Annotated in this window: 14 protein-coding genes; 8 read left to right on the top strand and 6 right to left on the bottom strand. The window is 34.9% G+C overall.

Annotated elements, in window-relative coordinates; genetic code table 11:
- Positions 1–47: 47 nt before the first annotated feature.
- From CC97_RS15070 to CC97_RS15050, 5 genes are all read left to right on the top strand, one after another.
- Positions 48–1568: a hypothetical protein gene (locus tag CC97_RS15070; RefSeq protein ID WP_044975915.1), complete on the top strand. Its 1521-nt coding sequence runs from the start codon at positions 48–50 to the stop codon at positions 1566–1568.
- Entirely contained in the window at positions 1565–3514 is a 1950-nt protein-coding gene (locus CC97_RS15065) for an RAMP superfamily CRISPR-associated protein (RefSeq protein WP_044975913.1), read from the top strand. Before CC97_RS15070 ends, CC97_RS15065 begins: the two co-directional genes overlap by 4 nt.
- On the top strand, positions 3505–4626 hold the full coding sequence (locus tag CC97_RS15060; RefSeq protein ID WP_081850145.1) for an RAMP superfamily CRISPR-associated protein: 1122 nt from the start codon (positions 3505–3507) through the stop codon (positions 4624–4626). Before CC97_RS15065 ends, CC97_RS15060 begins: the two co-directional genes overlap by 10 nt.
- 144 nt (positions 4627–4770) lie before the next feature.
- Positions 4771–5271 carry a CRISPR-associated protein Csx19 gene (csx19, locus tag CC97_RS15055; RefSeq protein ID WP_044975909.1) on the top strand — a complete coding sequence of 167 codons (501 nt, stop codon included), beginning with the start codon at positions 4771–4773 and terminating at the stop codon, positions 5269–5271.
- 17 nt (positions 5272–5288) lie between these two features.
- Positions 5289–7151, top strand: coding sequence for a TIGR03986 family CRISPR-associated RAMP protein (locus tag CC97_RS15050; protein ID WP_044975908.1), 1863 nt, complete (start codon positions 5289–5291; stop codon positions 7149–7151).
- 65 nt (positions 7152–7216) lie between these two features.
- Here the strand turns inward: CC97_RS15050 and cas6 are convergent, their stop codons facing one another.
- The 6 genes from cas6 to CC97_RS15020 form a co-directional block, all read right to left on the bottom strand.
- Complete coding sequence (gene cas6, locus CC97_RS15045) at positions 7217–7711, bottom strand: CRISPR system precrRNA processing endoribonuclease RAMP protein Cas6 (RefSeq protein WP_044975906.1); 495 nt, start codon at positions 7709–7711, stop codon at positions 7217–7219.
- Between the two features lie 222 nt (positions 7712–7933).
- A complete protein-coding gene (locus CC97_RS15040; RefSeq protein ID WP_156036931.1) occupies positions 7934–8926 on the bottom strand; it encodes a hypothetical protein in 993 nt (330 codons plus the stop codon).
- A 14-nt stretch (positions 8927–8940) separates the two neighbouring features.
- The gene (locus tag CC97_RS15035; RefSeq protein ID WP_044975902.1) at positions 8941–9564 is read right to left on the bottom strand and encodes a TM1812 family CRISPR-associated protein; all 624 of its coding nucleotides are present in this window, start codon (positions 9562–9564) and stop codon (positions 8941–8943) included.
- A 20-nt stretch (positions 9565–9584) separates the two neighbouring features.
- Positions 9585–11324 (bottom strand): TM1812 family CRISPR-associated protein, encoded by a 1740-nt coding sequence (locus CC97_RS15030; protein ID WP_044975900.1) that lies wholly within the window; start codon positions 11322–11324, stop codon positions 9585–9587.
- 15 nt (positions 11325–11339) lie between these two features.
- Positions 11340–11687, bottom strand: a complete 348-nt coding sequence (locus CC97_RS15025; RefSeq protein ID WP_044975898.1) for a hypothetical protein — start codon at positions 11685–11687, stop codon at positions 11340–11342.
- Between the two features lie 29 nt (positions 11688–11716).
- Positions 11717–11917 (bottom strand): hypothetical protein, encoded by a 201-nt coding sequence (locus tag CC97_RS15020; protein WP_044975897.1) that lies wholly within the window; start codon positions 11915–11917, stop codon positions 11717–11719.
- Positions 11918–12275: 358 nt separating this feature from the next.
- Between CC97_RS15020 and CC97_RS15015 the strand changes: the two genes are divergently transcribed.
- The 3 genes from CC97_RS15015 to CC97_RS15005 all read left to right on the top strand — a co-directional run bounded on the left by CC97_RS15015 (position 12276) and on the right by CC97_RS15005 (position 17932).
- Positions 12276–13982: a hypothetical protein gene (locus tag CC97_RS15015; protein WP_044975895.1), complete on the top strand. Its 1707-nt coding sequence runs from the start codon at positions 12276–12278 to the stop codon at positions 13980–13982.
- Positions 13963–15096, top strand: coding sequence for a hypothetical protein (locus CC97_RS15010; RefSeq protein ID WP_044975893.1), 1134 nt, complete (start codon positions 13963–13965; stop codon positions 15094–15096). Before CC97_RS15015 ends, CC97_RS15010 begins: the two co-directional genes overlap by 20 nt.
- 301 nt (positions 15097–15397) lie before the next feature.
- Positions 15398–17932: a DUF4795 domain-containing protein gene (locus CC97_RS15005; RefSeq protein WP_044975891.1), complete on the top strand. Its 2535-nt coding sequence runs from the start codon at positions 15398–15400 to the stop codon at positions 17930–17932.
- The last annotated feature ends 4 nt before the right edge of the window (positions 17933–17936 follow it).

The raw sequence follows: 17936 nt of genomic DNA, 5'->3' as shown, positions 1-17936 counted from the left end.
CAATATAGTTATTATATACATATTTTACGCACAAGGAGTGAATAAAAATGAGCAAACTAATAACTGCGTTGTATGACTGCAGAAGCAAACAGGAATATATATACCGTACAAACAAGATCAAAGAAATATCAGGTGGTTCGGCACTGCTTTCTCATGTTTATGAGATGTTTATAAATAAATGTCTGGATTACGATATAACCATCAACAGCGAGTGGAAAGGCAAAGCCTTCTCAGTAAAAGAATTTGAAACTTCATCAGATGACGGTACTGTAATCTATGAAGGCGGCGGTAATCTTTACGTACTGTATAAAAGCAAAGAGATCTACCTTAAAGCAAATAAAATCTTTTCAAAAATGCTTCTTGATGAAACATATACAATAAGTGTTATTGCCTCGTGCGTTGAATACACAGGCGATTTCAATAAAGACAGAGGCGCACTATATGAGGAAAATCAAAAGCAGAAAAACACAGGCTCTTTTTCACTTCCATGCAACTCCCTCCCGTTTACACAGCTTGACAGAAACACCTGGATGCCTGTCGTAAAAAAAGAAAAAAAGGATAACCAGTTTCAGTCTTATTCATGTGAATCACTTCATAAAATAGACGCTTACAACAAATATTGTACGCTAGATCCTGATTCACAGACTGCCCTTCTTGATTCTCTTGTACTGGAGAAAAATACTGAAAGTCTTCTTGCTGTCATCTACATAGACGGAAATGCCATGGGTAATAAAATAAAATCACTAACACACGGAATTAACGACTATGATACATGCGTAAATAAACTCAGAGCATTCTCTCAGAATACAAATAAAGCTTTTGTAGATGATCCGATAAAGTCAATTGAAAGACTTCTTGAAGAAACGAGAAATAAAATAGACCAGAAAAAAGATTTAACGCAAGAAAAGAAAGACAAACTTAAAGACCGGTACAAATACAGGAAAATCATCGGTGGCGGCGATGAAATCACAATTATCTGTAACGCAAGAGCTGCCAAAGATATAGTTCTTAAATATTTTGAATCTCTTAACAATTCAGAACCTCTTGTGTCCGGAGTTCCAAATGCTTCATGTGCAGGCATCGCCATATTCCACAGCCATGATCCTTTTTCAGAAATTTATAAAATTGCTGAAGCATGCTGCGAAACCGGCAAAGAAAAAACCAGAAAAAATGAAAGTAAAGATAATTATATTGATTTTCATTACTGTCACAGTGGAATCGTTAATGATCTTGAAACAATAAGAGCTGAACAGGAAGCAGACTATACCAACAGACCATACGAACTGAAACGGTTTAAAGAATTCTGTGACGATGCAAAAGATCTATCCGCTATAGGCAGACAGAATATCAAAGCTTTGCGTGACAGTTCTTTCAAAGGTGCATCATACTTTGCGTTTGAAGCAGAACGAATTCTTTCAAGATACCACGATTCCTTTGAATCTCTTAAAAAGAAATATGATGATCTCGACTCCAGCGACGATAAAATAACAAATCATTTCGAAAGATTTGTTTATGATGTTTCTCTTGTTTATGATATATGGTTTACAGAGGAGGATGAACAACCATGAAAAGAATAAAGATAGAACTTTGTTCTGATCTGTGTGCTGCTGACGGGGACGGATTTGGCAGTGTTATAGATACAGATATCTGCACTGACAAATTTGGAATTCCTTATATTCCAGCTAAAAGACTCAAAGGTGTTTTACGCGATGCGGCTGTTTATATTGAAGCAAATCATATAGATGAAATATTCGGAATAACAGGTGACAGTAAAAGTGGTTTATTAAAAATATCTGATGCTGTCTTAGAAAATATCGAGTCTATTGAAAGTGAAATATCAAAAAAACATCTTAATCCTAAGACTGTTACAGAACTTTTTACATCTGTAAAAGCTTCAACTGCAATAAACGAAAACGGAAGTGCCCAGGCCAATTCATTAAGATTCACCAGAGTTCTTGAAAACAGCCTGCCGTGGGATAGAAAAAGCAAAATTGTTTTCTTTTCTGATGTTGAAATTCCCGAATATGAAGATGATTTTTATGATATCTGCAAGGCAATGCGTCATATAGGGTATAAAAGAAACAGAGGCTTCGGAGTTGTTAAGTGTTCGCTTGTAGATAGTAAAAAATCAAAAAACAATTTCAGTTTCAGCAAATGCAGTCAGGAAAAAACTTATGTTCTTAATTATGCTGTGAAAAATACAGACACATTGATGATTCCTGGTAAGGGTGTAAATTTAACTCAGGATTATATAAGCGGCACATCTGTTATGGGACTGCTAGGACAGGCTTACCTGAAAAACAATAACGGAAATATTGATGATCAGTTCAGAAAAATATTCATGAATAATGATGTAAAGTTTTCGAATCTTTATGTAACTGATGAAGAATTAAATGAGTACATACCTGTTCCGGGTGTATTCGCAAAAGATAAAACAGATGAAACCAAACGAATACACAATCTCGTAACTGAGAAAACAGAGGGAAAAATTTTAAAGCCTTTAAAAGACGGTTATATCAATTCACAGCTGAAAGTAAAAAAAGCCGAAACTGAAATAGTTTATCATAATAATCTGAGTTCAAAAGGACAGGGTCTATACACTCAGACCTGCTTATCCAAAGGTCAGTATTTCAGAGGTTCGATCACTGCTGACGGAGAAACTATAAATATTCTTGCCGATCTTCTGATAAAAACAGATATAAGATTTGGCCGAAGCAAGACAGCTCAGTATTCAAAATGCGAACTTGAAGCTTTTGAAATAACCGAACTGAAGAACGATAAAATTAAAGTCAGCAGCAATGTAATGTTCATACTCGAATCAGATGTTATTTTACGTGATGAGACCGGAACTGTATCATCAAATCCAGCTGTTCTTATAAATGCACTCGGTATTGACATTAACCAAACTGAAATTCACAGATCAAGCAATATAAAGTATCATACTGTATCAGGATTCAATACTTCTATGCGTATGCAGCGACCACATGAAAGAGTATTTGCAGCCGGAACTGTTATAGTATGCTCTGCTTCCGGAAAAGAGTTTGATTCTGTAATATACATTGGTGAAAAACTAAATGAAGGATTCGGAAAAGTAAGAATATTCGATGCTCAAAACTTCTTGAACAACAGTCGTTCACTCAACAAAAAACGTGAAGCGTTCTCAGATACAGCAGCAAATATCAACAAACTTGCTAATGTTATTAAGCAACAAGAAGATATGAGAAGCGAAGCGATAAAATACGCAAAAGATAATTACCGGACAATACGCAGCCTTACTCCTTCAGCAATTGGAAGAATAACTCTTATGACTGAAGAAGCTTCTAATCTAAATAATCTTAAGAACAGACTCAATAGCATCAGAATTGAGAACACCCGAAAAAACGCAATAAGGTTAATTAATAACGCCCATGCTGAACACTATGTAAAAGAACAGGGGTGGGAAAAAGCTAGAGAGTATCTGATAATTATTCTTGCAATCGCTAAATACATGAAGAAACAGGGGGAATGGAAATAATGAAACATACTTATTATCGACTGCAGTTAAAACTGACTTCTCCTCTTTCTGTAGGATCAGGTGAAAACCGTAAGTCTGACAGCGATGTTATCACCAGACTTGATGGATCACCATATATACCGGCTACTACTATCGCTGGTGTATTGGGACACTGGTTTGATATAGAAAAGCGCAGAAACATTTTCGGTTTTATTAACGGAAATTCTTCTGAATCAAGCCATGTTATTTTTTACGATGCTGATCTCGATAAGAAATCTTTTGTTAAAGTTAGAGACAGTGTTGCGCTAAAAAATAAAGTAGCTATAAAAAATGCCAAGTTTGATTTTCAGGTAATAGAACCAGGTGCTGAGTTTGTTACCATCATCGAACTAACTAAAGAAAATGAAATTCTTCAGTCTGATATAGAAAAACTTGCCGAAGCAGTATCATCTTCCGCTTTACGTTTCGGCAGGAAAACAAACAGAGGATATGGCATAGTGGAAATAAGCCGTATGCAGAAAGCTGAATTTGATTTTTCAGATCCTAAAGGAAAAAAAGCATGGCTGGAATTTGATCCTCTTGATAATGCTGCATGGAATGAAATGCCTATAGTTACAATCAGCAATACAAACGAAAAATCAGATGTTATAAAAATCTGTCTCGAACAGAACGGACCACTCTCAATAAGAGAATATACTACGGAAATTGGTGAAGTAGAAAGAATAAAAGATAACGGAGAAAAAGTGTATAAAGCTGTTCCGGATTACAGAATGATGAAACTTAGAAATGGGGAAGCTGTTATCCCAGGCACGACCTGGGCTGGAGCCTTCAGAAGTCGTTTTGAAGAATTATCAGATATCGAAACGACCAAAGCATTATTCGGCTATGTTATAACAAAATCTCAAAAAACTATGCCCTCAAAAATAATTTTTTCTGAATCAACAATAAAAAACAATACGAAAAAGATAATAACAAGAACAGCTATTGACCGCTTCACCTCCGGAGCACAATCGCGTGCGTTATACACAGAAGAAACATGCTGTAACGGAACTACCTCCCTATTAATAACTATACCTAAAAACACAGATGAGAAAAAACAGACGCTTACTCTCTGCAGTTATTCTCGATCTTAATTACGGTTACCTGTCAATCGGTGGTCTTACCTCAATAGGAAGAGGTATGTTTAAAGTTACAAATATATTTATCAATGGTGAGAACCGTACTGAGTATCTCAATGCTGAGAATATAGATAAACTATTAAAAAGCGAGGCATGAACATGAAATTATATGTCAAAGAGATCAGAAAAGTTAAAGCAGACGATATAATAAACGAAGTTAAAAATCAATGTGAAGGTAGTTACATATACGCCATGTACACTGACAGCATTAAATGTGTTACATGTGATGATATAATCACCGATCCTTCAAAGCTTCTTGAAATGCGTATATTCAACGCAGACTGTGAAATTAAGTATTCACGTCCTGATATAAATCAGGAGTTTATATGTCGTATAATCGATGATCACTGCTTTAAAAGCAAACTCGAATCATTGACAGATGAATTTGAAAAGGACTTCAAAAACAGAATACTGGATGATACCCAGTTTCTTGATATCGATACAACCAAATCATCCGGCAAAACTTACATAACTACAGGCGGTGGAGAATATTCACTGCCTATTGAGGATGCAAAAAAACTGAAGATAAGAAATTATATCGATTATTCTGAAAACGGAATCGCAGAAATAACAGATTTCAGAATTGTAAGTATCTTTTAAAAGGAGCTGATGTTTCAATGGAAGAAAAGAAAAAGCCAAGCCGTTTTATTAATCCTTACAACTTTGTTAGCTTAGGTGATGAAGTTGTAAGGCATCCGTACAATGAATATGAAAAAGGTACTCTAACCGGAAAGATAAACTGTAAAATTGAAGTGAAAACTCCTTTGGCTATTCCAGATACAGAACAGAAAGAAGCGGAAGAAATACCTATAGAGAAAAAAGGCAAAAAAATAATAATCACTCATTATCATTATCCGTTCTATCGTATTAACAGAAACCCTGTTATTCCTGGAAGTCAGATTCGCGGAGCGATCAGATCAGCATACGAAGTTTTAAGCAATGGTTGTTTTTCAGTATATAATGAGGATTTCGAAACATTGTCATCAAGAAGCTCTGCGATAAGAAAACCCGGAATTATCAAGTATGAAAAAGGGCGATATGTACTTTATAGTGCTCAAATGAAAAAATACAAAAATATTAAAGAATTTAATGAATACAAGCCTCAGGAACTTGAATTAAAACGCACTTGGTATGGAACAGAATCCGAAGTTGAATTTGAAAGTCGAATCAATAAAGAAAAGAAAAAGGGATTAAAACCAAACACAAATCCTAAAATAATCAAGAAATATTATGTCATTAAAGCCGGAAAACAAGTATCCTGCTGCAACCTTGAAAAAGCAATAAAAGACTATAATATCAATTTAGAAATATACAGAAAAAATTCAACTGATAAAACAGCAAAAGATGTTTTAAATTCAGATCCATACAAACCGAATTTCCAAAAAGAGGTTATCCCTTTAAAAAAAGCAAGCAGTTCGATACTTTATCCAGTTTTTTATTACGAAGCCACTGATAAAGACGGCAAAACATATGTTTATTTGTTACCTTCACAATCTGGACGCACTGTTTATAAAAATCGTGTATCAGATCTCCTAGGTACTCATAAAAGCTGTCGTCACGGAATAAATGGAATGATATGCGAAGCTTGTTTTCTGTTCGGAACGTTAGCCTACAAAAAGGCTTATGCTTCTAAAATTCGATTTTCCGATGCTTACCTTTCTTCCGAAAAGTTTTATTCAGAAAAAGATGTTTTATTGTATGAACTTTCTTCGCCTAAAATTACTTCTTCTGAATTTTACAGTCGAAAGCCAGGTGATTGCAGATACTGGACTTACGATTACAAAATCACCAATTATATTGGTGATGAAAATAATCTGACTGAAGAAATACAGTCATGTGACATTGAACTAAATGGGCGTAAATTTTATTTACATCATCCTAATATTACAAAGAATGATTATAATGATAGTTCTAAAACTAATAGAAACTGTTCCATGGAACTTGCTAAACCAGGAAATGTGTTTGTATTTGATGTTTATTTTGAAAATATAACAAGCGAACAGCTCGAAAAACTTGTATGGACTTTAACTCTTGGTGAAAACCAAAGCAACAGTAAACAACAGTTTATGATGGGGCATGGCAAACCATTAGGGCTTGGAAGTGTAAAAATTACTGTAAATGATGTTGAAGTCCGAAACTTCGAACGAGATACTCTCAGCTACTCCATCAATAAGCTAAATCCGGATGAACTGATCAAGCAAAATCACTTTGATACATCACAAAAATACTTTAAAGATTTTATGCTTATTACAAATACAGATACCGCAAAAGGTTATACTATCAGTTACCCTGTTGTTGATAACGTTTTTGCCCCCCCAACGAATAAAAACGCTAACGCTATTCACCAATGGTTTACTGACAACCGACGCGGAGATACCGGTACCGGCACAGCATGGAATATCAGAAACGTGCTTCCGCCTATTGATGCCGATGATCTCTCACTTCCTACATACTACCCACCGAAAGAAAATAAGACATAAAAAAATCGGTCATTCCGGACGTCACAATCCGGAAGGACCATTTTTCTATTATAACTATTAGTGAATCACATTGCGTCGAAAAAGAAACCGCCCATACCTATTCCGGTTCTTGCACCAGTACCGGAAAAAGAAGCGTACACAAATATCTTCTTCAAAAGCGCAGCGACCTCCGTATCAGACGGCAAACCAATTACAGTGTATCCCGTCATTCCTGAAATCAAACGACCGCTGATGTTATATTTACAGTTTGTAAAATTCCAATCAAATATCCTGCATTTATAAAACGCTCTTCTGAAATCTTCAAAAGAAATATTCAGACCTTCAAATTCGTTGATTCTCCTTATTACTGAAAGAAAATGCATTGATATATCCGGAAAACCTGTCTCTGTTCCTCCGGTTTTAAACGTTGAAGGCGTCATAAAATTCAGTCTGAATTTACTGCCTGACAAACTGTCAGCGATCTCAGAATAATCTGCTTCATGGATTTCTCCGCGTTTAATAATTTCTGCCGGTTTCAGTCCTGATATTTTCACCTTGTCAAGGTTATAGGCAGCATACAAAACGCTGTCTGCTTCTGAAGAAAGTGAAGATATACGAGTTATAACGTTTTCCGGATCAGATGAAGGAACACAGTAAATTGAAAAACGGATGATACTTGTTTTCGTGTAGCTTCTGAGCGACCGTCTGGGGAATATTATGCATCAGAATTCCATGTATTTTTACTGCCGGTTCTGATTGGATGTTATCAACTTCAGATGTTCTGAATACAAAATCATATTGTTTTAACATGCTAACTCATTTTCCTTAAATATATCTTCTATTTCCTGCTTGTAGTTCTTCTTCATTAAAGAAACATTGGCGGCTGTTACTTGTTTTTCATCAAGGTTTGCTGCTGTTCTGTATGCAATTATAACCCTTGGTTCTTTGTCAAGTATAATTATTTTGTCTTCTGCACCATTGATAATATCGCTGTATTTTTTTATTGCCATGCTTATTATATCTTCGAGTTTTTCCATATCAGTGAACGCAATGAATTTTATATAATCACAATCAAGGGTCTGCATGATCTCATTTTTGTTCATAAAATCATAGATTCCGGTATTACTGTTTTCACGAATATCCTTAACAACCGTTTCAGTAGTAAAGATCCTGTAATAACTATACTTAACCTGACTAGCTGATTTGCCTTTATTTCTTTTATAAAACAGTGTGATAACCGAAATAAGTTTTATTCTCATTGTTTCCAGCGAGTTGTCAAGGTCTAAGTTTTCAATGTTTTCACTTTCATCTGCTACTTTTTCAAAAAGAGAATGTTCTCCGGATTCATCGCAAACGATATCAGAAATCTTTTCTGCCCTTGGTATCCGCTTCTTGGCTTCTTTATCGTCAGTTTTTTCTGAATTATTTCTTTCCTTATCTTTAGATAGCTTATTATTCATATCCCACTTTATTGCAGTAATAAATGCAGCAGCAAAATTTGGATTTTTATCATAGTCATATTTTTCAATGAACTTAATAAATAACTCAGTAAGATCACTGACTGCATCATTCCTATCGTAACCACAAAATGAAAACCTTGAAAAACTAACAGAACTTTCGTTGTAATTTTCTCTTATTTTTACGATCTTATTGCTAAAAGCATTTGGCTCATATATCTTTAAAATAATAGCATTTCTGCACTTATCCATAACTGCTTTATTACCGGACTTGCGGGCATAATAATAGTCTTTAGCAAACTCGTTTACTGTTTTTTCAACATCATTGTTATTATTCATATCAATCACCACCATTACTTAAGCATTCTCTTGATATGTTCAGTCGGATTCTTGATCTTTGTTTCTGCCATCAGTCTTACGATCTCATCCATATAGTTCATTGAAGTTTCATCATAAATCTTCCCTTTCTTTTCTCCAGGATTATGAACAACTTCACCGTATACTATACAGCCAAGTGTAACATTACTATGAAGCCTATATGCATAATTGATGCTCATTGTCAGCACCTGAGACATTACTTTTGTTCCATAGGTGATATCTGCATATATCTCATCTTCATCAGCAGCAGTATCTATCAGCTTCGAAAACATTTCAATCTGTGTATCAATATCACTGCTAAAAGGTATTGTAATAGGTGTCTCATGATAAGTAAAACCTTTTTGCTTTTTTAAATCTTCCAGTGACTGAATGAATATTTCCTTGTTTTTCTCTGCATTATCAAAACCAGCTGTAGATTCAGACGTAATAGTTATTATCTCAATCTGTTCACCTTTTTGAGCATAGGCATTAATAACAGGGATAATAGGAAATGAGGTTGCGCCAAATTCCAGATCCGGATTGTTTTCAGGGGTATATACAACCCCTTCTTTCATTGTTTCCGGATTCTGAAACGGACTGATTGTATAAAACTTTTTCATGATTAATTACTCCTTTTCTGTTATGAAATTTTTTCAATTTTATTAAGTGCTTCATTAAGAATTTTAATTATATACTCCACTGAAAAATCAGTGTTAATAATATACCGTGAATCGGATGAGAAAAACTTTATCTTCTCGTCATCAACTTCATCTTCGCTGGCATGATTAAGGTTGTTTCTGATAAAAGTCTTGATATAATATATATCCATAAATATTGACTTCCATTCATCAACGGTCGCCTTTGTATTCAGTGAATACATACATCTGTCACTTTTTTTGTCTATCCATGAAATAAAATTCAAATGATTATCGCTGTATTCGGTTTTAAAGTTTAATAACTCTTCGCAAATCTTTCCGTCATTAACTACCGATGAAATGAATCCTTTTACAGTATTAGGATTTTTAATTTTCAAGAACCATTCACTTATTTCAGGATAATCCTTTAATTCTTCTTCAAAATTGATTTTTCGGATATTCCCTCTAGAATCATACAATAACGTTTTAACTTTGAAGTATTTATCCAGATTATCTCTAAGCGTATCAATATCATATTTATGCCCGAATTTTTTACTGCTTATACGAGTTCGGAATGTAGTTATATTTTCGCATTCACACAGAGCCTCATATATAATTCTCTCGTCACTCTTTTTTAAAACTACTGATTTCTTTTCAAAGTCAGCGGCTTTAACAATTTTCTGAAAATCATCTGCATAATCTGGAACAGGAACTGATGTCATCAATCCACTGTAAAACAATTCGTATTCCAGTCCGAAGCTGCTTTTTTTATTTTTTTCTCTGATTACTTCAAGTTCGTTTTCATCAACAGTAAAAAGATTATGATCAAAAAAATACTTTGGCATCTTTTCTGTAAAAACCGTTACTGCCTGCTGAACAAGCTTATTATCCAGACACCATCTGACAACATCAGTATATTCAATTTTCCGGTTATCTTTATCCATATAGAATTTTTTTCTGATAACCTTGGAAAGTGATTTGAATAATATTGCTTCCTTACTGGTAACTTTAGTAGTTGACAGTCTGATCAAACACTCATTAAGCCTTTCAAGAGTAGAATCCAGACGTGATGTGCGGCACAACGTAATGTCATCTGAAAAATCCTTCATAGCAGCTATGGTTTCGCTTATTATTTCATGATCATTATTTTTAAATAGACTTTCCAGTTCAGATGCACTTCCGTAAGAAGTAAAACTATTAACTGAATTTATGAGGTTGAACATTCGGTATGTAGATGTAATATCTTCTATGCGTTTTTCTCCAACATTTGAGTATACCGCTTTCTCAAATGTAACACCAGAATATTCAAGAATTCTTACAATAGTCATAAGAGTATATGTAGTGTTCCTGAGCCCTCCGGTAGATTCAATATAAATTTTATCATTCGGCTCAACTTTATCAATTATCTCCTGTACAGTTTTCAGTTGATCCTCACCTGGTATTTCTATTGGTTCAGGTACAGTTGGATCATAAACTTTTAACATTTCCCTTAACGCAACAAAAGCAGTTTTAGCTTCATCTGTTACAACAGTAAGTATTTTATCTACAGATTCATTTTTACTTTTTATGTACTCTATAAGATACTTTAACGGAGCGTCAGCGGTATATAACCCCTTGATCACGCCAAATTTCCCACCGTCATAATCAACTTCATTTGGAGTCTTGGAGTCATCCTTATTATCAGTCGAATTCTTCGGCAAAGCTGGCGGTAACTTGCTTAGATTCATAATAATTATATTTGCCATGTCATTTACTCCTTATCACAAAATTTCAGTATCGATTTCTATTCTGTTTATACGCTGCCAGCCTTCATGCCTGAAGATATACTCTGATTCCATAAGACCATTTGCCGGATTGATTTTTGTTACATCTGATTTCACTCTGCTTGATACGGGTCTTATTACATCTTTTTCTGTCTGTTTTTTTAATTCAGCAATAATATCAATCGGAAGAACAACTGCATAAACATCTGCATCTATTGCTAATATATCCTCTGCTCTGTTTATCGTCTGATCGACCTGAATTATTTCTGCCTCACCATAGATCCTTGTTAAATCATCAATCTGTTCTTTAGTCATTTTATGACGTGATACCCACAATATTTTCAAACAGCATCATCCTTTCTGTATATTATATATTATTTTATCGGATTTTTCAATAGTTTTTGTGCAAATTCCTTTATTCGTTCTACAATTCTGTCTACAGTCTTCGCGGTATATTCGCCTACAATCATCATTGTTTCCACATTATTATGTATGCAATGTTCGCACTGGCTTCCTTTTAACATTGACTGAACAGCAAAAGGACAAGTTATGCACGCACTTTTATTTTTCATCATTTTAAGTTCCTCCTGTTAATATGTAGTTCAGATTTGTCACTTCCTAATTTAGCTGACAGTGATATTTCGGATCCGTTCCATCTTATCGGCTTCTGTTTATATAATATAAAATTTCTGCTTATGTTAAGTGATAAATACAAAAATCTTTTTTAGTTTTCTCATTTTTCACAACGCAGTCACTTTAACTTAACGCCTATTTACCCAATCATTTGTCATTTTCAAAAACACGCTTTCACCTCCAATGCAACAGTTTGCATATTTTATTTCGATTTTATTGAAATTTTATAATCGATATGCTATAATTATTCTATTAAGAAAAGCACGTTCGCTTTATGATATAAACAGGAGGGATAAATAAATGTCAGACACAGCTAAAATACGTAACACTCTTGATTCTATCGCTAAATGTCTTGATTCACTAAAACGCAGCATTGATTTCATAAGTGAAAACATAAAGACTGAAAGCATTGTTAATCCGGATGTTATTTCGAGTACGATGAAAACACTTCTCGAACTCAAAAATTCTCAGGATACACTCAAGAAAGATTATCCTGAGATATTTCCAGGCGAAAAATGTTCTGATTCACTTAATGAAGTTATATCAAATGTTGAAAGTTACGAAGCACAGCTCGAAGAAAAAAAGCTTCTTAGCAAAGCGAAATATATTATCATAAAATTCAAAAGCATCCGTTCCAAAGTTGAAGAATGCCAGAAGTATCTTGATGAGTATTCAGAACAGCTTAAAGAACTGAATGACAAAGATTTGACACTTGACGAATACACCAAGGCTGTTGAACCGTATGAAGAGTTTTACCGGATAGTCGATGACAGTTCACGCGATGATAAACTCGAATATTCCAGAAAAGAAAGTATTTTCTCTGACAGTAAAAAACTATTACTCTTATTGCTTCAGGATAATCTTTATATTGATAAATCACTGATGACAGATCTTGATGAATTTATCGCAGCAAACTCAGGTGAACCGCTTCAGCTTTCGTTCGAATCAATGTCAGATACTGATGATTCAAATGAAGAGAAAGTGCCGGTATCTGAACAATTGGATTCAGCTGACAATATAACTGAACAGTCTTCAGATGAAACAAGTGCTGCCCATTGTTCAGATTCTGCCATGAATACAGAAACCGACATCGATGATAATGCCACTCAACCGATGGAAGCAACTGTTGAAGATCAATCTGCGTCATCTGCCGGCGATGCTTCGGATGACGAATCAGAAAGACTTAAAATTGAAAAATTCAATTCTTTTAACATCACAGTTAAACCAAGAGAAGGTTATTCCACGAACGTAGAAGATAAAGATGACGGAAAGAAAACGCCGCAGAAAACCTTTAAGAAAGATATTGAAAAATACGGGAAAGGTAATGGTTTTATCCTTTATGCTTTCACAAAATTCCATTATGTAACTGAATCCATTCTGAAAAAGGGGCATAAATACGCAAACGTCGATCTTGATTATAAACTGATGCTGGATTCATTATTTAAACTGGGATATATTCGCAAAGACACAATTGAAGGATTTGAACCTGTATATTGCCTTACATCCAAGGCTATCAACTGTCTTAAAGAAAAAACAAATGCTGACTGGTTTAAACGATTTACAACAGCAGCTAAAAACCCATGGGATCTTGAACATGCAAATGTTATTCCACTAGATGAAGAAAACAGTTCCAACATCATACTCACAAGAATTGGATACTTGGTGATTAGGAATTTTTATTTAGATTTTTTCTCTAAAGGCATTGTTATCGGCACGGATTATTTGACTGATGATTATTTTTCTGCTTTCTATATATACGGAAAACACAAAACTTCATTCTATTATCTCTCATGTTTCCTTTCAGAAGAAGAAAATATCACTTCATTGATGAATACTCTTGATTTTCAGATTAAGAGATATGACGAAAATGAAGTTGAATTTTCTCTTCTTGTATCAGACAATCTTGATGAATGCACGTCACTTATGAACTTTTTGAAATCATTAAATGGTATATTTGCATCCACAAGATTCTATGGATACAGCGTTAATGAAAAAAAAATATTATAATCTTTCATCCGTGGAAGAAACAACAGTTGAAAATATAGTAGAAACGGCTACAGAATTTCATAAGGCCAAGTATAAATCTTCAGGAAAATCTGATAAAACAGAACTTAAAAATCCGGTATTGTCAAATGACTGTTCTGAAGAGCTGACCGATGAAAATAATCATACATCAGAACCAGTTTCTGATTCGGAAGAAACTATAATAACTCCTGAAGCGGATATCACTGCTGTATCTGCAATAGATGAAAAGGCTGTAGCTGAATCAATAGATTCAATCGCCGATATAATAGAAGAAATCAATTCAGACACCAGCATTACTTCTGACACCAAAACTGCTGACTACAGCATGGTATACGATACTCAGAACCTGACAGAAGAAACTGTAATGAATAATGTCTATTCATTGATCAACATTGGAAAAGCGTACTGTGCATCCGCATATCTTGGAGTTGTATCTCCGGAAGCTAAATACAGCAACCTAAAAAATGAATTATCATTTGCATTAAATACCCCTGATAAAAAAGGTATATATCTTTCAGATGTAGTGATGAATATCTTCGATGATATCGAAAGCATACCAGGCACATTCTCTGATTGTCTGAAGGTTTGTGCTGAATTGCGTGTTCTTTTTTATAACACCGCTCATCATGACTACAGCTGTAAACAGATGTACTCTGCAATGAAGAGTCTGGAACCAATTGAAAACAATGCTGACCTTGCAGACTTAGCATACAAGCTTGAAAGTTTCAAATCTTTAAATGGCATGGGAATTGATGCAGTTGCTGATTACAGACTCAAGGAGAATATAATTCGAGACAAAACTCTTGGTGATATCTCCAAAGAAGCTTCCAACCTGTATTACACATACATCACAACCCCTGTAAAAGAAAAATCACCTCTTCCTCGTTATCTTGACATGAAGAAAATGATTTTCAAAGAAAAAAATGCTCTGGCAGAGTGTCTGAAAATCGTTGCCGATAACAGCTCTGAAGAAATTTATGTAGAATACGTTCATGATTTCATAAATTCACACTTCATTGACGAAAACATAGAGATTAAAGCAGAGAATTTCAAAAAAACAGGCTATCAGCGATTATATAGATTATTTCTGGACTGAAGCAGGCAAAACTCAGCGCGACAAACAGCAGTCCTCAAAGCTGACAAGTGAACTCAGAAACAACATTCTTAAGAGCATAACAAAAATAGTATCTGTTATATGCAACTGGTATTACTATATTCACATCTCTGTTAATACTCCTGCTGCAAAAGGATTTGACAAGGATAAGAACGTAATAAAGACTGCCATTGCAGATTCTATTGTATGTATTGACAATAAAATTTCAGAGTACAGTAACAATGCTGAATTACAGGCCGGATACAGATGTATCAGGTCTACGCTCGAAGAATTCAATGCAAGAATGAATGGCAGTTACAATGAAATCGACGCAAAATATTATTACATCGATTTTCTTAAGTACGGTGATGTAATTCTGGATGATAATTTTTTACCTGATTTTAAAGGTCACACTATTATCGTCAATGATTTTATGCCAACTGACTGCATTATACGCCACTCAAAGCGTCCTGACCGAACATTTGAAGAAAGAATAGATGAAATATTCTACAGGTCAGATTCCTCAACAGACGATAATATGGCAGACGATTACGGCTGCGCACAGCTCATAAAAATCTACTTTGCTGATCATGAAAAAGAGTGGGATGAGGAAAACAATAATATCGAAGCTAATACCGCTGAAGCAATAAAGCAGTTCAGATCAGATTTCGAAAACTTCAAGGGATCGCTGGAACTTTCACAGAGTTACGGACAGATAGACACCGACCGTAAAGAACAGATTCTTGCTATGGTCACTATTCAGTATGTGAAAAATGAGAACACACATAACTTTGGTTATTTTGCTCGTCTTATTTCACATATTGAATCAGCTATAAAACTTGAAGCGAAGATACGTGAAAAATCTCTTAGAATTAATCTTGATACTGTTGCAGCAAACATCGACAAGACTGATAAGGCTGAGGAATTCATAAATGAAGCACGAAAAATGCTTGAAAAGCAGAATTACACAGTAGCAGAAGACCTGTTTCAGCGTATTCAGAATAATGATTTTGATAATAAGGACGACTTACTCGATGAAGACAACCTGCAAAGTTTCATTGATGAATACTCTGAAAACTATAAACTTGTTAATGACAAGTCAAGAAACCTTAAAAAGATTATTCAGAATTCCAGAAGTCCTATGAAAGATATTAAAAGAGGCATCGAACTTATTGATAACTTCCCGACAGGAAATCATCGGAATCCTGACAGAATGAAAAATCTTATATCTACACTTGGTTTCCCTGTTAACAGTGTCAGTGTTGATGAAACAAATCAGACTACTTACAACAGTTACAGCATAGAACTGATCAGAAGCACAAACGGAAAGAAGGAAAATTACACTCATCCTATATCACCGTTTGGTTCGCTGGCTGAAGAAAACGGATTCAGAGTTGTCTGCCTTTTCGGTATGTATGACGCAAGAAGACTTATTGACAAATTCAAAGAAATAGGTACTACTCGCCACACACTTGTAATTCTTGATTTTGCTTTACACGACTCAGAAAGAAGAACTTTAGCCCGTAAAATCAAGGAAGAATTCTTTGATAAAATTTTCATCGTCATAGACCGTGTAGTAATATTCTATCTTGCTAAACATTACACTGAAAATACAATCAACAGAGTTCTTATGGAGATCACAATGCCTTATTCTTCATTCCAGCCGTACTCTGTAGATTCAGCCCGTCCTATTCCTGTTGAAATGTTTATGGGCAGAAAGGCTCAGCTGGAAGACATTGAATCTCCTGTGGGAGCAAATATAATCAGCGGCGGAAGACAGCTTGGAAAATCTGCTCTTCTCAGAATGGCAAAGTCAGATATAAATAATAACGAAAACGGGGACAGAGCTGTTTATGTTGAAATAAAAGACTGCAGCTGTGCCAAAGCAGCTGCGAAGATCTCAGCTGCTCTTGTTGACGAAGGTATATTACCTGAAGGCAGCGAAACCAGCGACTGGTCTTTACTTTCAAGATCAATAAAGAAACGCCTTAATTCTCAAACAGAGGTCAAGATTCCTTATCTGCTGCTTCTTATTGATGAAACAGATACCTTTATTGAAGACTGCAAGAATTATAATTACTCTCCGCTTGATGATCTTGAAGATATTCAGAGTATTGGCGTAAACAGATTTAAATTTGTTATCGCTGGTCTTCGTAATCTTGTGAAATTTGAAAAAGAGAAATCAATGGCTAACAACAGTGTTATAGCTCATTTGAGACAGTATACAATCAAGCCTTTTACATACACTGAGGCTTGTGAACTTCTTGAAAAGCCGCTGCATTATCTCGGAATAAGATTTCCTAAGGATCAGTCCTATCTTGTATCGCTTATTCTGGCAAACACCAACTACTTCCCGGGCTTAATTCATTTCTATTGTGCCAAGCTTATTGAAGCAGTCAAAAAATACGATACAGTTTTTGATGAAACGACTTCACCACCATATGAGGTTACCGAAGATCACATCAAAAAAGTACTTGCTGATTCAGAATTCCGTAAACAGATAAAAGATAAGTTTGAGATAACACTTAAACTTGATACGGACAACTTCTATCACATAATTGTTGTTCTGATGGCATACTGTAACTATACCAGTGACAGTACAGACGGTTGTTATGCTGAAGATATCTATAAAACGGCTGAAGATTATGATGTTCATAAAATTAAGAACATCGATATCGATAAGCTTATGGCGCTTATGGATGAACTGTGCGAGCTTAACATATTAAGAAAAAATCCGAACGGAAAATATCTGTTTGCAAGATACAATTTCCTTCAGCTTCTCGGAACATTAAAAGAAATAGAGAATATGATCATGGATTATTCATGCGAGGAGGCCTGATATT

Origin of the sequence: Ruminococcus sp. HUN007 (assembly GCF_000712055.1) — a bacterium.
GTDB lineage: Bacteria > Bacillota > Clostridia > Oscillospirales > Ruminococcaceae > HUN007.
This window is presented reverse-complemented; position numbering and strand designations above follow the sequence as displayed.